15 protein-coding genes are annotated in these 14,997 nt (G+C 59.5%); 4 read left to right on the forward strand and 11 right to left on the reverse strand.

Annotated elements, in window-relative coordinates:
- Positions 1-39 precede the first annotated feature (39 nt).
- The 4 genes from C4S72_RS09280 (at position 40) to C4S72_RS09295 (ending at position 6,757) form a co-directional block, all read left to right on the forward strand.
- The gene (locus C4S72_RS09280) at positions 40-1,446 is read left to right on the forward strand and encodes a sigma-54-dependent transcriptional regulator (protein WP_104002730.1); all 1,407 of its coding nucleotides are present in this window, start codon (positions 40-42) and stop codon (positions 1,444-1,446) included.
- Positions 1,415-3,514, forward strand: a complete 2,100-nt coding sequence (locus C4S72_RS09285; protein WP_104002731.1) for a sensor histidine kinase — start codon at positions 1,415-1,417, stop codon at positions 3,512-3,514. Before C4S72_RS09280 ends, C4S72_RS09285 begins: the two co-directional genes overlap by 32 nt.
- Positions 3,515-3,709: 195 nt before the next feature.
- Positions 3,710-5,455: an OFA family MFS transporter gene (locus C4S72_RS09290; RefSeq protein ID WP_104002732.1), complete on the forward strand. Its 1,746-nt coding sequence runs from the start codon at positions 3,710-3,712 to the stop codon at positions 5,453-5,455.
- A 219-nt stretch (positions 5,456-5,674) separates the two neighbouring features.
- Entirely contained in the window at positions 5,675-6,757 is a 1,083-nt protein-coding gene (locus C4S72_RS09295) for a hypothetical protein (RefSeq protein WP_104002733.1), read from the forward strand.
- A gap of 27 nt (positions 6,758-6,784) precedes the next feature.
- Here C4S72_RS09295 and C4S72_RS09300 read toward each other — a convergent pair whose 3' ends face one another.
- The 11 genes from C4S72_RS09300 to nifA form a co-directional block, all read right to left on the reverse strand.
- Positions 6,785-7,108, reverse strand: a complete 324-nt coding sequence (locus C4S72_RS09300) for a DUF3144 domain-containing protein (protein WP_104002734.1) — start codon at positions 7,106-7,108, stop codon at positions 6,785-6,787.
- Complete coding sequence (locus C4S72_RS09305; RefSeq protein ID WP_104002735.1) at positions 7,098-7,298, reverse strand: hypothetical protein; 201 nt, start codon at positions 7,296-7,298, stop codon at positions 7,098-7,100. The genes C4S72_RS09300 and C4S72_RS09305 overlap by 11 nt, the downstream gene beginning before the upstream one ends.
- 29 nt (positions 7,299-7,327) lie before the next feature.
- Entirely contained in the window at positions 7,328-7,594 is a 267-nt protein-coding gene (locus C4S72_RS09310; RefSeq protein ID WP_104002736.1) for a BolA family protein, read from the reverse strand.
- Positions 7,594-7,911 (reverse strand): Grx4 family monothiol glutaredoxin, encoded by a 318-nt coding sequence (gene grxD, locus C4S72_RS09315; protein WP_104002737.1) that lies wholly within the window; start codon positions 7,909-7,911, stop codon positions 7,594-7,596. The genes C4S72_RS09310 and grxD overlap by 1 nt, the downstream gene beginning before the upstream one ends.
- A gap of 15 nt (positions 7,912-7,926) precedes the next feature.
- Entirely contained in the window at positions 7,927-8,658 is a 732-nt protein-coding gene (locus C4S72_RS09320; RefSeq protein WP_160115481.1) for an ankyrin repeat domain-containing protein, read from the reverse strand.
- The gene (locus C4S72_RS09325; RefSeq protein WP_160115482.1) at positions 8,651-10,255 is read right to left on the reverse strand and encodes a SagB/ThcOx family dehydrogenase; all 1,605 of its coding nucleotides are present in this window, start codon (positions 10,253-10,255) and stop codon (positions 8,651-8,653) included. Before C4S72_RS09325 ends, C4S72_RS09320 begins: the two co-directional genes overlap by 8 nt.
- A gap of 4 nt (positions 10,256-10,259) precedes the next feature.
- A complete protein-coding gene (locus C4S72_RS09330; protein ID WP_104002740.1) occupies positions 10,260-10,856 on the reverse strand; it encodes a nitrogen fixation protein NifQ in 597 nt (198 codons plus the stop codon).
- On the reverse strand, positions 10,856-11,278 hold the full coding sequence (locus tag C4S72_RS09335) for a thioredoxin domain-containing protein (protein ID WP_104002741.1): 423 nt from the start codon (positions 11,276-11,278) through the stop codon (positions 10,856-10,858). The genes C4S72_RS09330 and C4S72_RS09335 overlap by 1 nt, the downstream gene beginning before the upstream one ends.
- An 11-nt stretch (positions 11,279-11,289) precedes the next feature.
- Positions 11,290-11,568 (reverse strand): 4Fe-4S binding protein, encoded by a 279-nt coding sequence (locus C4S72_RS09340; RefSeq protein ID WP_104002742.1) that lies wholly within the window; start codon positions 11,566-11,568, stop codon positions 11,290-11,292.
- A 10-nt stretch (positions 11,569-11,578) separates the two neighbouring features.
- Positions 11,579-13,090, reverse strand: a complete 1,512-nt coding sequence (gene nifB / locus C4S72_RS09345; protein ID WP_104002743.1) for a nitrogenase cofactor biosynthesis protein NifB — start codon at positions 13,088-13,090, stop codon at positions 11,579-11,581.
- A 297-nt stretch (positions 13,091-13,387) separates the two neighbouring features.
- Entirely contained in the window at positions 13,388-14,995 is a 1,608-nt protein-coding gene (nifA, locus tag C4S72_RS09350; RefSeq protein ID WP_104002744.1) for a nif-specific transcriptional activator NifA, read from the reverse strand.
- Between the last annotated feature and the right edge of the window lie 2 nt (positions 14,996-14,997).

Consider the following 14,997-nt stretch of genomic DNA (forward strand, 5'->3'; position numbering starts at 1 on the left):
AAAACCGATCAATAACTCAAAATAACTAGAATAAGAATTATGGCTATTGCTGACGCTAAAAGGATTGAGCGCCCTGTAGAAGGTGCCTTGCCGGATATCAGCATCCTGATCGTCGATGACGAGGCCGGGATTCGTGACTTTCTGCAACGTGCACTGAGAAAACGCTACCGCACGGTCGATGTGGCAGACTCCACCGAGCAGGCGGACCAGCTGCGCTCATCGCGACATTTTGACCTGCTGATTGTCGATATCTGCATGCCCGGACGCTCCGGCGTCGAGTGGGTACAGCAGTTGCGCGAATCTGGCTGCCCTTCCGATGTAATCTTCATGACCGCCTTTGCCGATATGAACAGCGCCATCGAGGCACTGCGCCTGGGTGCCTGTGACCTGGTCCTGAAGCCGTTCCGCATCGAGCAGATGCGCAATGCGGTGCAGAAGTGCCTGGATAACCGGCAGCTGACGAAAGAGAACTACGTGCTCAACCGGCATGTAGCGCAACGGGAAAGCAGCGGTCTGGTAGGCTCCAGCGCGGTGATGGAAGCGCTGCGCACAACCCTGTCACGTATCGCCCCCGCGCCCTCAGCCGTATTGATCGAGGGTGAGACCGGCACCGGCAAGGAGCTTGCGGCCCGGGCGATCCACCGCCAGAGCGGCCGCAGCGGCGCATTCGTACCGGTCAACTGTGGCGCCATCGCGCCGGAGCTGATCGAGTCGGAGCTGTTCGGTCATATCAAGGGGGCATTCACCAACGCCCACCAGGCCCGTCTCGGCCTGTTTGCCTACGCTGATGGCGGCACGCTGTTCCTGGACGAGATTTCGGAACTGCCGCTGCCGATGCAGACCAAGCTGCTGCGCGTGCTGGAAGATGGCGCCATACGACCGCTGGGTACCGAGCGCGATACGCCGGTCAATGTTCGCGTACTGGCCGCCTCCAACAAAAAGCTGGATCAGGCGGTAAGCGAGGGACGCTTCCGCGAAGACCTCTACTATCGGCTCAATGTGCTGCACATTCAGATGCCGCCGCTGCGGGAGCGCCAGGAGGATATTCCCGAGCTGCTCAGCCACCTTTCAACTTCCCTGGCAACAGAGTTGCGCCAACCCACTACAAGCTTCGACAGCGCTGAGATCCGCGCTCTGCAGGCTTACCACTGGCCAGGCAATGTGCGCGAACTCAAGAACCTGATCGAACGCTGCCTGCTGCTCGGCATGTCCCCGACACAGCTCGCGTTTCCAAACAGGGTGCGGGATGCGGAAGTCTCGGGTTATCCGCTGCACTGGCGGCTGAAACAGGTAGAGCTGACCCATATCGAAAAGGTGCTGGCACGCAGCGACGGCAACAAAACCAGGGCCGCCGAGGCACTGGGCATTACCCGCAAAACCCTCGACCGCAAGCTACGCTCTTTTGAAAGCAGCGATGACGACAGCAGTGACGACAGCGCTGATTAAACGTTGCTGGCAGCGGCTCACCGGCAACCTGCGCTACCGGCTGCTGGCACTGACGCTGTTCCCGCTGCTGCTGGTTCTGCCCGGTGTGGTCCTGCTCGCCTATCTGTGGAGTAACGAGGTGGGCTACCGGCAACTGCTGATGAAGGCCAACACCGACCTGGCCGTTGCCCATGAAGCCTTCTTCGCCACCCGCGATCGCTACCTGGTACGCCTCTCTCTTGCCGCCGCGGGCGATCGCTTTCATCACGCGCTGCTTAACTCCTCCGCCGACGGGGGCGATCGCAATAACACGGATACGCCTCTCCTTCTGGAGCAGCTGCGCTCGGCAACCGGTTTTGACTACGTGCGCCTGCTCGACCCACGCGGTTGCTCGCTGACGCAACCCGGCGATTGCAGTTATCCCGACAGCCCGCTGATACAGCAGGCCAAGATGCAGGGGCCGGTGAGCGGCGTTGAGGTGTTTTCCGCTGCAGAGCTGAGCGCACTGAGTGCCGAGCTCGCCACCCGGGCCCGCATCCCGCTGGTAGCTACCCAACGCGCTACGCAATCCGAGCGTTCCGTGGAAGATCGCGCCATGATGCTGCATTTTGTCTACCCGCTGCGTGACAATAGCGGTAACGTGGCGGCACTGCTCACGGCAGGGCTGCTGATGAACGCCAATCTCGGTTTTGTCGACCATATCAGCAACACCGTTTACGGCCCCGGCAGCCTGCCGGCAGACGGCATAGGCACGGTGACCCTGTTCCTTGACGATGTGCGTATTAGCACCAATGTTCAGCACCCCGAAGCACCACGCCAGCGCGCTCTAGGCACCCGCGTATCGGCCCAGGTACGCCATCAGGTGCTTGAGGAAGGCGAGCGCTGGCTGGACCGGGCGTTCGTGGTCAGCGACTGGTATATCTCCGCCTACGAACCGGTCATCGACGTCAACGGTCACCGCATCGGCATGCTCTACGCCGGTTTCCTGGAAGCGCCGTTTCTGGAGAGTTTCTACCACTGGCTGGAACTGCTGCTCTGGCTGTTCGCGCTGGTGCTGCTGCTCTGCACATTTATCGCCATCGCCGGCGCCCGCTCGATCTCCAGACCGTTCGAAATCATGACCGCCGTTGTCGATAGGATCAGAGGCGGCGAACGCCAGCGGATTCCACCACTGAACACCACCGACGAAGTGCGCGTACTCGCCGAGCACTTTAATGCGATGCTGGCCCAGCTGGACCAGCAGCACGATGCGATACAACAGGCAGCGGTGCAGCTCGAAGAGAAGGTTCAGGAGCGCACCCTTGAGCTGAAACAGCATATCGCCATGCTCAACGAAACCCGCGAGCAGCTGATCGAGAAAGGTAAGCTTGCAGCTCTGGGCGAGCTGACCGCGGGTATCGCCCACGAGGTGAACAACCCCACCGCCGTGATTCTCGGCTATATGGATCTGCTGCTGGATGAACTGGGCGAGCAGGCAACGCCGGAGATCCGCCGCGACGCCGAACTGATCATCGAGCAGGTGGGACGCATCCGCACCATTATCAACGACCTGCTGAAACTGGCACGCCCCAGCTCACCACGTACTCATCTGGAAGCGATCGATATCAATGATCTGGTGCTGAATACCCGCACGCTGGTCCAGCATGAGCTTAAGCGACGCGGCATCAATCTGAGGCTTGAACTGCGCGCATCTCATCGGGCCCGGGCCGATGCTTCCCAGCTGCAGCAGGTGCTGATCAACCTGGTAATGAACGGCGCCAACGCCATTTCCGGCAGTGGCGAAATCCGGGTGCGCAGCCGTAATCTGGGCGACGGCGGGGTCAGCCTGAGCATCCATGACAACGGCTGCGGAATTCCCACCGACCAGTTAGCGCGCATTTTCGATCCCTTCTACTCCCGCGGCAAACAGGGCACCGGCCTGGGCCTTTCGATCAGCCAACGCCTGCTGGAACAGGCTGACGCAAGTATCAAAGTGCGCTCGCGGCAGGGCCTTGGCACCCTGTTCGTGATTCACCTCAAGCCAGGCAGCCGGTCCGAGTACTGCACACAGGGTCATTTCGACCCGGTTTCCGAGTTTATCGGGTCATAACGACCCGCCCTCCGCTGCAGCCTTAAACCCTTTTTTGTCCTCGCCCCCCCGACATCTGTGCGTTTGCCCCAGATGGCGCGGGTATTGCGTTGGCTTTTGCTGCTGACAAAGCAAAGGCGGATCCGCGATCTGCCTGTACCCCAGATACTTGCAATCCAGGGGCAAACAATAACGATAACAGCGGAGCTACACCCTATGTCGAACAACGCTTACCAGAAATCTGGCCCTTTTGCCTTTCTGCTGAAAGAGCGAATCGTCGCCAAACCTGGCTTCAATCGCTGGCTGGTTCCCCCCGCCTCTATCGCGATCCACCTCTGCATCGGCTCGGTTTACGCCTGGAGCATCTTCAACCCGCCACTGGTGCGTCAGCATGGCGTTGTTGCCAGCGCCGCCGATGACTGGTCGCTGAGCTCGGTGGTCTGGATCTTCTCCACCGCTATCGTCTTTCTCGGTCTGGCGGCCGCGTTCGGCGGCAAATGGCTGGAAAAGGTCGGTCCACGTGCGGTCGGCTTTCTCGCCGCGATCCTCTGGGGCGGCGGCTTCCTGGTCGGTAGCCTGGGCATCATGCTGGACCAGCTCTGGCTGCTCTATCTGGGCTACGGCGCGCTGGGCGGCTGTGGTTTGGGGCTGGGTTACGTATCGCCGGTCAGTACACTGATCCGCTGGTTCCCGGACCGGCGCGGCATGGCCACCGGCATGGCGATCATGGGCTTTGGTGGCGGTGCGATGATTGGTGCACCACTGAAAACCTGGCTGCTGTCGGTGTTTTATGAAGCACCTCAATACCTGGGTAAAGTCGCCGATGTCAGCCTGATCACCGAGTCCGGCCGTCGCTTCGCCGAGGTTGCAGGCCAGAAGCTTGAAGTTGTCGTCGCCAGCGCCGCGGATATGGCTAACATGCCGATCCCCGGCCCTGAGGGCGTCTACGTGGTCAACACCGGTAACACCGGCGTCGCCAGCGTCTTTCTGACCCTCGGTATCGTCTACTTTGTTGTGATGACCATCGCCGCCTTCTCTTACCGCGTGCCGCCCGAGGGCTGGAAGCCGGAAGGTTGGGAGCCGCCCAAGGCAGTCAGCGGCAAAAATCGTCTGATCAGCAACAACCACGTGCATATCGACCAGGCACTGAAAACACCTCAGTTCTACCTGCTTTGGCTGGTGCTTTGCCTCAACGTGACCGCCGGCATCGGTGTGATCGGTGTGGCGAAAACGATGATGACCGAGATTTTCGGTACTACCTTACCCAACATTGTTGATACCGGCTTCGCCGCCACCTACGTATTGATGATCAGTGTGTTCAACATGGTGGGCCGCTTCCTCTGGGCATCGACCTCCGATTTCATCGGCCGCAAGAACACCTTCCACTGCTTCTTTATCCTCGGCATGCTGCTGTATATCTCCATCCCCTTCTTCGCCGGTCAGGTAAGCAGCAATCCGTCGGTGGTCTGGCTGGTCCTGTTCTGCATCGCCACCATGGTGATCTTCACCATGTACGGCGGCGGCTTCGCGACGATTCCGGCCTATCTGGCGGATATCTTCGGCACCCTGCATGTGGGCGGCATCCACGGACGCCTGCTGACTGCATGGAGCACCGCCGGTGTTCTCGGCCCCTTTGCGATCACCCACCTGCGCGAAGTTTCGCTGCGAGATGCCATCGAATCCCTGGCCTACAAGGTTGATCCCGCTGTATTCCAGCAGACCTTTGGCGCCGGCGTAGACCAGCTGAATGCGCTGATCGCTTCCAAAACAGTGACCCTGGGCCGTCTCATGGAGATCGCACCGGCCGGCACCATCGACCCGACGCCAGGACTCTACAACACCACCATGTATGCCATGGCAGGATTGCTGGTGATCGCGTTTATCGCTAACACCATGATCCGCAAGGTGTCTGAGAAGCATCACGTGGAAAATACGCACCCTGAGGAGGTGCCGGCAAGCTAACCGCCCGCTTCCCGACTAACCAACAAGCCCGCCCTGCCCGGCGGGCTTGTTGCTGTATGGCGCTTGTTTCTAGCGCTGATTTTCAGTGTAAAACGAGCACATTCGGCCTGCATTTTGGAGGTCTCACGCCCCTGATTTAACGCTCACTTTTTAGCCATTCGCGCCGATATACCCCTATCCATGCCCCTCTATTAACTTCTTTGCGCCAGAGCCACGACGATGATTATCAGTCAAAGCCAGATCAGCTTCAGCAGCAGCCATCAGCGCAGCGAGCGCACAACGCAAAGCGAATCTCTGGAGCTATATCGCAGCGATGCCGCCGGCGTGGTGCGCCGCGTCTCCAATGACACCTCACCGGTCAATGGGGCCGCTCAGGTTGCCGCCGCCCATGGGGCAGAAATGGCCTCAGCGAAGACTGCGCCCGAGGCGCGAACCCTGACAGCAAAAGAGTCAGCGGTACCCGGCTCGGGGCAACAACTGACCGATCCCAGACTGAGACTGCAAGCGCTGCTGATTGCCATGCTCAGCGGACGAGAGATCGTGCTGTTCGATATGAACGACCTGAGTGTAAACAAGGATGGCCAGCCCCCAGCGGGCTATCCGACCGAGATATCAGGTGATATAGCGGTGCCAGGCGCTACCGGTATGCGCTACGAATGGAACAGGCAGACAGAGATCAGTGAAGATAGCCGCTTTATCGCCGCCGGACGGGTGACCACCAACGACGGGGTCAGTTTCGATATCGGGCTGAACGTGAAGATGAGCTATCACAATATCGAGCACGAACGACTGGTGCTGACCGCCGGCGTGCAGTTGAAAGATCCGCTGGTGGTGAACTTCGATGCCAGCGCCGCTGAACTGAGCTCGCAACGGATCGCTTTCGATATAGATGCCGATGGCACGAACGACAACATCAACCTGCTGGCACCCGGCAGCGGCTTTCTGATGCTGGACCGCAACGGGGACGGCATAGCCAATGATGGCATTGAGCTGTTTGGCGCCCTGAGCGGCAACGGATTTGCCGATCTCAGCAGCTATGATGAGGATGGCAACGGCTTTATCGATGCCGGTGACACGGTGTTCGGCGAGTTACAGATCTGGATCCGCAATGCCCAGGGTGAGGACGAGTACGCAAGCCTTGCAGAAAAAGGGATAGGCGCGCTCTACCTGGGATCGGTAGAAACACCCTTTTCACTCTATCAAAGCGGCACCGAGCTGCGTGGCGAAGTGCGCGCCACCGGGCTGTTTATCCGCGAAGACGGCAGCACCGGCAGCCTGCAGCAGATCGACCTGGTGGTCTGAACCACCCGGGCGATCCGTCACACGGGATCAGTGCGCGGTTTCCGCCTGCTGATCTTCAGCTATCCCCATGTACTCTTCAAAGTTGGCGATGTAATCCATCAGGTTGCCATCGTAGAGCTTGCGGAAACGATCGGAGAAATACTCCACCGCCTTATCGCGCTTGCCGGCCAGTTCGTCCGCATTAGTCACGCTGCTGGCGGCGATATAGGCGTTATAGCGCGCGGCTGCATAGATAAACGCTACGCCCATCTTGTGCTCGCCCTGCTTGGCGGCCATCTCGTTGGCGATCTCGATCAGCTTGTTGGTGGTTTCAACGAACTCATCGTCAAACAGATTCTCTTCAGCACTCATCGTGATTCTCCATCAGTTTGCGTTGAAAAATAGACTGGCGACCGATCGACAGATGGCGGTGGCGGCAGTAGCGCCCCGCCGCCATCAACATGGCGACCCTGGCGATGCCGCGGCCAAAGCCGCCGCTGGAAAGATCAGCAAACTGGTCCAACGCCTGCTCGCTGTTTTCCCGTGATGTCAGTGCTTTCATGCTGAGCACCTCCGAAAGTTACCCGGCAATCAGCACTCGAGCTGCACCAGGTGGGTATTCTGCAATTCGGCAAACTGCGCCGGCGTATAGGCCTTGATCGTGAGCGCGTGCAGGCGCCCCGTCTTCAGCTGGGTTTGAAACAAAGCGAGCACCAATTTCTGACGCTGCATCAGATTTTGTCCTTCGAAGGTGTCGCTAATGATGGCGAGGGTAAAACTGCACTCCTCACCACTGACATCGATCTCTGCGTCGGGCAGCGCCTGCTGGATGATCGCTTCGATTTCACTGGTCTCCATCAGGCACCTCCGGCGGATTCAAGCATCGGTTGCAGGCTGCCGTCTTCAATCATCGCCACGATCACATCACTGCCACCGACCAGTTCACCGCCGATAAACAGCTGCGGAAAAGTCGGCCAGTTAGAGACGCTGGGCAGCTTTTCGCGGATAAACGGCGCTTCCAGCACATTGACGAAGGCGTAGCCCTTGCCGGTGGTTTTCAGCGCTTCTACCGCATTGCGTGAGAAACCGCACTTGGGATCTTCCGGCGTGCCTTTCATGTAGAGCAGTACAGGGTTATCGGACAGCTGCTTACGGATCTTGTCTTCGGTTGTCATGATGCATCCCTCGGTTTATTGGCCCACGGCCTGACGATGCGTGGCCATCAGCAGTTTCATAATCTCGCGGCTACCGGCCACCTCGACGGCAAGAAAGCCATCCAGGGTTTTCAGACCAGTATCCGCACCCCCGGCCAGCAGCATCTCGACCATTTCGCGCCGGCCCGCCGAAGCTGCCCAGATCAGCGGTGTCGCGCCGTTGGCGTTCTGATTATCAAGATCAACACCCTCACCGATCAGCAGGCTGACGGTGGCTGAATCCCCCGACCGCACCGCAAACCAGAGTGCGTTGTTGCCATCATCGTTGCGCCGGTTTACATCGGCACCTACAGCGATCAGGCGGCTGACTTCAAGGCTGTCGCCGCGGTGTGACGCCTGCATCAGCGACGTCATACCGTATTCACCGGCCTGATCCTGATTCTGCTCTGCGCTCATCTGCCTCACTCCAAGTAGGGGTAACCAGGCCCGGTAGCCGCCATCGATACTGAAACTGCGGCTGAAGCCAAAATCGCGGAACATCCTTGCCATTTCGATACTGCGGCTTCCATCTTCGCAGTAGATCAACATCAATCGGGACGGCTCGACCCGGGTCAGCAGGCGCCCGAGCACCCGGTCATCCAGATGCATCGCGAACGGATGCCGGGAATCCTCGTAGCAGTCCAGCTCCCGCATATCCAGCAGGTAGGCCGGCTCTTCCTTCAACAGCTGTTCAGCGGAGCGTATATCCATCTTCAGTAACTCACCCATCGACAGCCTCCCGAAGGTGGTGGTAACCGGATAATCCGCTGACCCGCTCATCTCTCAGCCCCATACCGGCGGCAAAACCGTAGATCGCCTGGAACTGCTCGCCCTCAAGACCGAGTAGCTGATGCACGGCATCGTCAAAAAAGCAGCCGATACCGGTGCCGTTGAGCCCCAGTGCGGTGGCAGCCAGGTAGAGGTTCTGCCCCAGCATGCCCGCTTCGCGATAAAGCTGTTGGTAGGCCGCGAGGCCATCCTGCAGCAACGGGTCCTGATACTCGGCGATCATCATCAGCGTTACGGCGCTGGCGGCGGCAATCATCTGGTTACAGCAGAGCTGCGCCGCCAGTTTGCGCGTGTTCGCCGTCTTCAGATGGATCAGACGCAGATCATCGTTGAGGTAAACATCGCTGGTGTCGGGCCAGCGCGTCATCGTCGTCTCTCTCAGCAGGACCGCTCCGCTATCCGAGCGCGGCATCAGGTAGAGGCCGGGCTCCAGGCCTTCCACGTTATGCACAAACAGCAGCAGGTGCAGACGAGCGGGATCAAACTGCATGCGGCTGGCACCGGATACCAGCGGTTTGAGCAGTGCGGCAAACTCGTCGTAACCAAGCCTGCGCTGATGGTCATAGCCCTGGGCGCTGCGCCTTGAGATCAATGTCTGCCTGGCATTAAGTGGGGCTTCCCGCAGTGTTTCAGAGCCAGTAGGTGCCCGGACAAGACTCGCACTGACGTTGGTATCCAGCCGCTCCGCCATCGCTTTGCACGCTTTCCAGCGTTGTAACGGCCTGGGCCCAAGGCGTGAAGGTACGCCCTGCCAGTTAGGCGCCTCGCGACAGACCTTGGCGAGGCGGGCGTAGTCCTCTGAACGGCCTTTAAAGGTAAGCAACCATTCGGGATGCTCAGGTTCTACACCGTCAAACTCCGCCCGATCTATGCCGCAAAGTGCCGCCAGCCGCTCTCGCCCCGTATCGACCAGCTCCAGCTCCCATCCCTGCAGTGCTGCGGACGCCTGGCACTGAGCCAGCTGATGACCGCTATCGAGCAGACAGTAGCGCAGGCTGCGCTCGCCGTACTTCCAGGCCTCGCGCTGCAACACGGAGGTCTGTATCAGCGACACGGCAGTGACGCTCTCTGCCTGCAGCTCCAGGCGCTGTTCCAGACAATGACTGAGCACGTCGTAGTGATACACACCGGCTGGCCAGTTCGAACCCGCGGGTAACAGCAGATAAAGCTCACCAGGATGCAGGTTGCCGCTGGAAGGATTCGCCCTCAGCGACCAACGATCCGGGCCAAACACCTTCCAGGCGGTAAGGCCCGCAGCGTAGCGCAGAAACGCGGACAGGGATTCCAGCGTCAATGGCTGAGACTCAAGCTGACCCGCAAAAAGCACCCCGGCATCTGGCGCATCAGCCCTGTCATCGGGCAACGGCAGTGCCAGTTTCGGCGCGCCCTCAAAGGAGCGAAATACGTTAGGCTGGTCGTCCCAGTCCAGAGTTTCGGGCCCCGGCGCGTACCCCTCCAGGCGGTGCTTGCTCAGTTGGTGATAAGCACCGAGCTGCTCCATGGCGGTCTGTTCGGCGGTCGCAGTGATGGCAGCCATGTCGTCACTCCTCCGGCCCAAAACATTCGGCATAGGCGCTGCATTGGTCGCAGCTCGGTGCGCGGCAGACATAACCGCCACCACGTTCGCAAAGTTGCTTGTAGAAGAATCGTTTCCACTTCATATCTCGGTCGTTAAGCGCTTTTAACGCCGGGTAAGCCCGTTGCATCAGATCGCTCAGCTCGCTGCGATCAGGCAATCCAAGATCACGCCAGAGGTGATCGCCGCCCAGGCAGGCGGTGGCGATAATCAACGACAGCTCAACCGGTGCCGCCGGGCTGCGGAAATCCTCGAGCAGCTCGACAAGTTCGATACGCTCATCGTCACGTATGCGCATCAGCTCTTCGCGCAGATCGGAGCGGGTTTGTATCAGATGCTTTTCCGCTGGATCAGCCGCGATAAGGTCGCTGTCGTCAGCAAAATGCCGCTCGATCAAGCGAGCAAACTGTTCTGCCTCCAACCCCAGATTCAGGGGCAGGCAGCCGACCCCGCGACGGGGACCGAGTATTAGGTGAGCGAGATGACGGTCGGTTTCTCCACCCGCCGCGACCGCCATCAATCGCTCTAACTGGTTCTGTGTCTGCACTGCTACCATCGCCATCAGCCCGACTCCGCTCTGCACGCATCGCTGCTGTGGCTCTTGGGACAGGTTTCGATATCCTCATCGGGGAGCCGCTCAAGACCGATCAATCGATCGATCTGCTCGGCGTCGAAACCCTGCAGACACTGCCCGCTGACTTCCATCAACGGACGTCGAATAAGTAGCGGATCGGCGCAAAGCTGCGCCAACACCGCTTCGGGATCCTTGAGGTCAAGCGCCAGTTTGCCCGCCTTAAGATCCGGATGACTCTTGTTGATCCAGCCTGACACCTCGGTGCCGAGATAGGGGCGAAGGCTTTCTGGTGACCAGTCTGCGGTCAGCAGGTTGCGGGCATCGAGTGAATGCCCCGCCTCCTGCAGCAGCCGCTTCTGCTTGCGGTTGTTTATACAACCGGGCTTTTCGTAGAAGACCACCTCAGCCATCGCGTCGCCCCTTATCGTGCCTGGATCTCGGCCATCGCTTTTTCCATCATTTCCGGCGGAATCCCGGTGAGGGAACCGGCCGGGTTCACCGCCTCGCCAGCAGCATCGAGGATCGCGCCTTCGATCGGGCAGATACTCGCGCACTGAGGATCGGCGTGATCGCCCTCGCACTCGGTGCACTTTTTCGCATCGATCATGAAGTGCGGCTTGGCGTCGTAGATCGCGTCTGACGGGCATACATCGAGGCAGGCCCAGCAGTTAACGCAGCTTTCGATAATGCTAAGAGACATGGCTACCTCCTCAGGCGGTCATCTGGCTGTCTTCGGACTTGGCTTCATCCAGCTTGCCGGTCTTGATCATCTCTTCGTAGACGTCCATGACCGCTTCCTCGATCGGCTCCATGGCATGCTCGCCGTTCGGCGCGATGCCGGCCTCTTCCAGCAGGCCCCAGGGCTCGAAACCAATCTTGGAGCAGAGCACCACTTCACAACCGGTCAGGGCACGGATGCTGCCTGCCAGAGCACTTTCCTTCTCACCGCAGCTGTCGTCACCGATACAGTACTGGTCGACCTTGCGGTGGCTGATAAAGCGCACGCCATCGCGGGAGGCTTCGTAGATCAGGAACTCGGTGGCGTGACCGAAATGCTGGTTGATCATGCCGCCGCCGCTGGTAGCCACCGCCATCAACACCGGACGGAAGTGCTTGTTGTCCACAGCGGGACCGCTCGGGACTTTGACCGCAGCCAGAGCGGCACGGCGTTTTTCCTTCTCCGCCAGCTCTTCCTCGATGCCCTGGTGGATGATGGCGCGTTTCTTCATCGCCGCGTCGTAGTCGATATCCATCGCCTCGATCTTGTCGATGGTGAACTCGTCGCCGCGGTCTTCACCGAGCAGACCCACCGCATCGGCACGGCACTGACGGCAATGACGCATCATGTTCATGTCGCCAGAGCAGGCATCCTGCAGATCCATCAGCTCTTCGTTGCTCGGACCACGCTGGCCCATCACACCGTAGAAGGTGCCGTGTTCGGCTTCGGCGATCAGCGGCATCACGTTGTGCAGGAAGGCGCCCTTCTGCTTGACGATGCGGCTGACTTCCTTGAGATGTTCGTCGTTCACGCCCGGAATCATTACCGAGTTGACCTTCACCAGGATGCCGCGCTCCACCAGCATCTCGAGCCCCTTCTGCTGACGCTCGATCAGGATCTTGGCGGCTTTCTTGCCGCGGATACGGCGGTTGTTCCAGTAGATCCAGGGATAGATCTTGGCGCCGATCTCGGGATCCACGGTGTTGATGGTGATGGTGACGTGGTCGATGTTGTGCTTGGCCAGCTCTTCCACGGCATCCGGCAGCGCCAGACCGTTAGTGGATACACAGAGCTTGATATCCGGCGCTTCGGCGCTGAGGCGACGGAAGGTCTCAAAGGTGCGATCCAGGTTGGCCAGTGGATCGCCGGGGCCGGCAATACCGAGCACAGTCATCTGCGGAATATTTGCCGCCACGGCCTTGGTTTTCTTCACTGCCTGGTCCGGAGTCAGCAACTCGGATACCACACCCGGGCGCGACTCGTTGGCGCAGTCGTATTTACGGTTGCAGTAGTGACACTGGATATTACAGGCCGGCGCTACCGCTACGTGCATACGGGCAAAGTAGTGGTGAGCGTCTTCCGAGTAACACGGGTGGTTATGGACCTTCTGTTTGATCTCATCTGACAGATGAGCCAGCTGATCGTCACTACTGCCGCAGGCACTGGCTGAACAACCGCCTTCAGTGCTCGGACTCTGTTCTTCGTTCAGGACTGTCAACTCCATCGTTTTCACTCCTCTGAGGCCTCAGGGCCGGTTGTCAGTTGCAGATCACCTGCTGACAAGAGGGTTGCAATCGGTGGGCCACAGACTATGTGTCTGTTTTAAAAGGACTTAGCCGGATTTGGCGGGTCTTTTCCTTGTGTCTTGTGGTACAGACAGCGGCGCTTTGTCATATCTGCGACATCGCTAGTTGTTAGCCGCGACGGGCTGTTAATACCACTCACAGAAAACCGCCAGAAAACAGAAAGCCCCGCAGCGGGCGTGCCGGTGCGGGGCTTGGGTCCGGATTGATTGTTTCGATCAGATCTTCTTCACATCGATATTCATCGTCTGGATGCGATAGGCAATCTGGCGCGGCGTCATGTTGAGCAGACGCGCCGCTTTGGCCTGAACCCAACCGGCCTGCTCCAGCGCTGCGATCACTCGCTCCCGCTCATCGAGCCCGGGATCATCCAGCATCGGCTCCGGCTCGCCGGCAGACGCTGTCATCGACGCAGGCATCGGCATACTGCTCGGCCCAGGTGCTGCCGAGCGCTGCATATCCAGCCCCTGCAAGGAGAGGGTCTGCGGCTCGATATTGCCATCTTCAGTCATGATCGCCGCACGCTCGAGTACGTTTTCCAGCTCGCGCACGTTACCTGGCCAGTTATGCCCCATCAGCACGCGGATCGCCGCATCAGAGATGCTGAGCTTGCGCCCCTGATTTTGTGACAGCTTGTCGAGCAGGAAGCTGCACAGCTCCGGCAGGTCCGCCTTGCGCTCACGCAGGGCCGGCAGGTTGATCGGCATGATGTTGAGACGATAGTAAAGATCCTCACGGAAGTTGCCTTCGCGCACCTCTTTCTCCAGGTCACGGTTGGTCGCCGCCACGATCCTCACGTTAACGCGGATCGTCTTGTTACCACCGACTCGCTCAAACTCGCCTTCCTGCAGCACACGCAGCAGCTTGGCCTGGAACAGCGGCGAGATCTCACCGATCTCATCGAGGAACAAGGTGCCGCCATCGGCCTGTTCGAAACGCCCCTGGCGCATCTTCACCGCACCGGTAAACGCGCCCTTCTCATGGCCGAACAGCTCCGATTCCAGCAGGTTTTCCGGCAGTGCCGCGCAGTTCAGCCGCACAAAGCTGTTATGCGCCTTGGGCGAGTTGTAATGAATAGCGCAGGCCACCAGCTCCTTACCGGTACCGGATTCACCGCGGATCAGCACCGTGGTATCCCACTTGGCGACGCGACGGATCTGGTCGAACACCTGCTTCATCGGTGTGGTGTGCCCCACCATCAGGTTTTCGAAACCGAACTTGGCGCGCACGGTACGACGCAGCTCGTCACGCTCGTCGGTGATGCTGCGCTGCTGGTTCTGCACCTGCGCGAGCAGACGCACCGCCTGAACCACCAGGTTGGCGACCATCTCCATAAACCGGGACTCATCCGCCAGGAACTCTTCCAGTTCCGAGGCGGGCTGGGCACTGAGTACACCGATTACCTCGCCGCTCTGATCCTTCAGCGGCACGCCGATAAACGGCGCCTCCCAGTCATACAAAGCGAGTCGGTCCAGGAACTTGGGCTCCGAGGAGAGACGCATCAGCACCACCGAGTTTCCGCTTTGCAGAATGGTGCCGATAATCCCCTCACCACGCCGGTAGCGCACGGCGTTCTTGGCCTGCTGAACCATCTCAGAACCGCTGTGCACGGCACTTACACAGAGCTCGCCGAGCTCCGGATCCATCAGCGCTACCAGGCCATGCTTCATGCCGCCCTCTACGTGTAGCACTTTGAGTAGCTCTTCCAGGCTGGCATTCAGGTCCAGCGACCGCGTTAAAGTCCGGCATACGATACTCAGCACGCTGAGCTGCCGGTCGAGGAGCTCAGAACGGTTACGCGGGGTGAAGATTCCTTGCATCGTCATAA

The sequence above is a fragment of the Marinobacterium lutimaris genome (genome assembly GCF_900108065.1).
GTDB lineage: Bacteria > Pseudomonadota > Gammaproteobacteria > Pseudomonadales > Balneatricaceae > Marinobacterium_D > Marinobacterium_D lutimaris.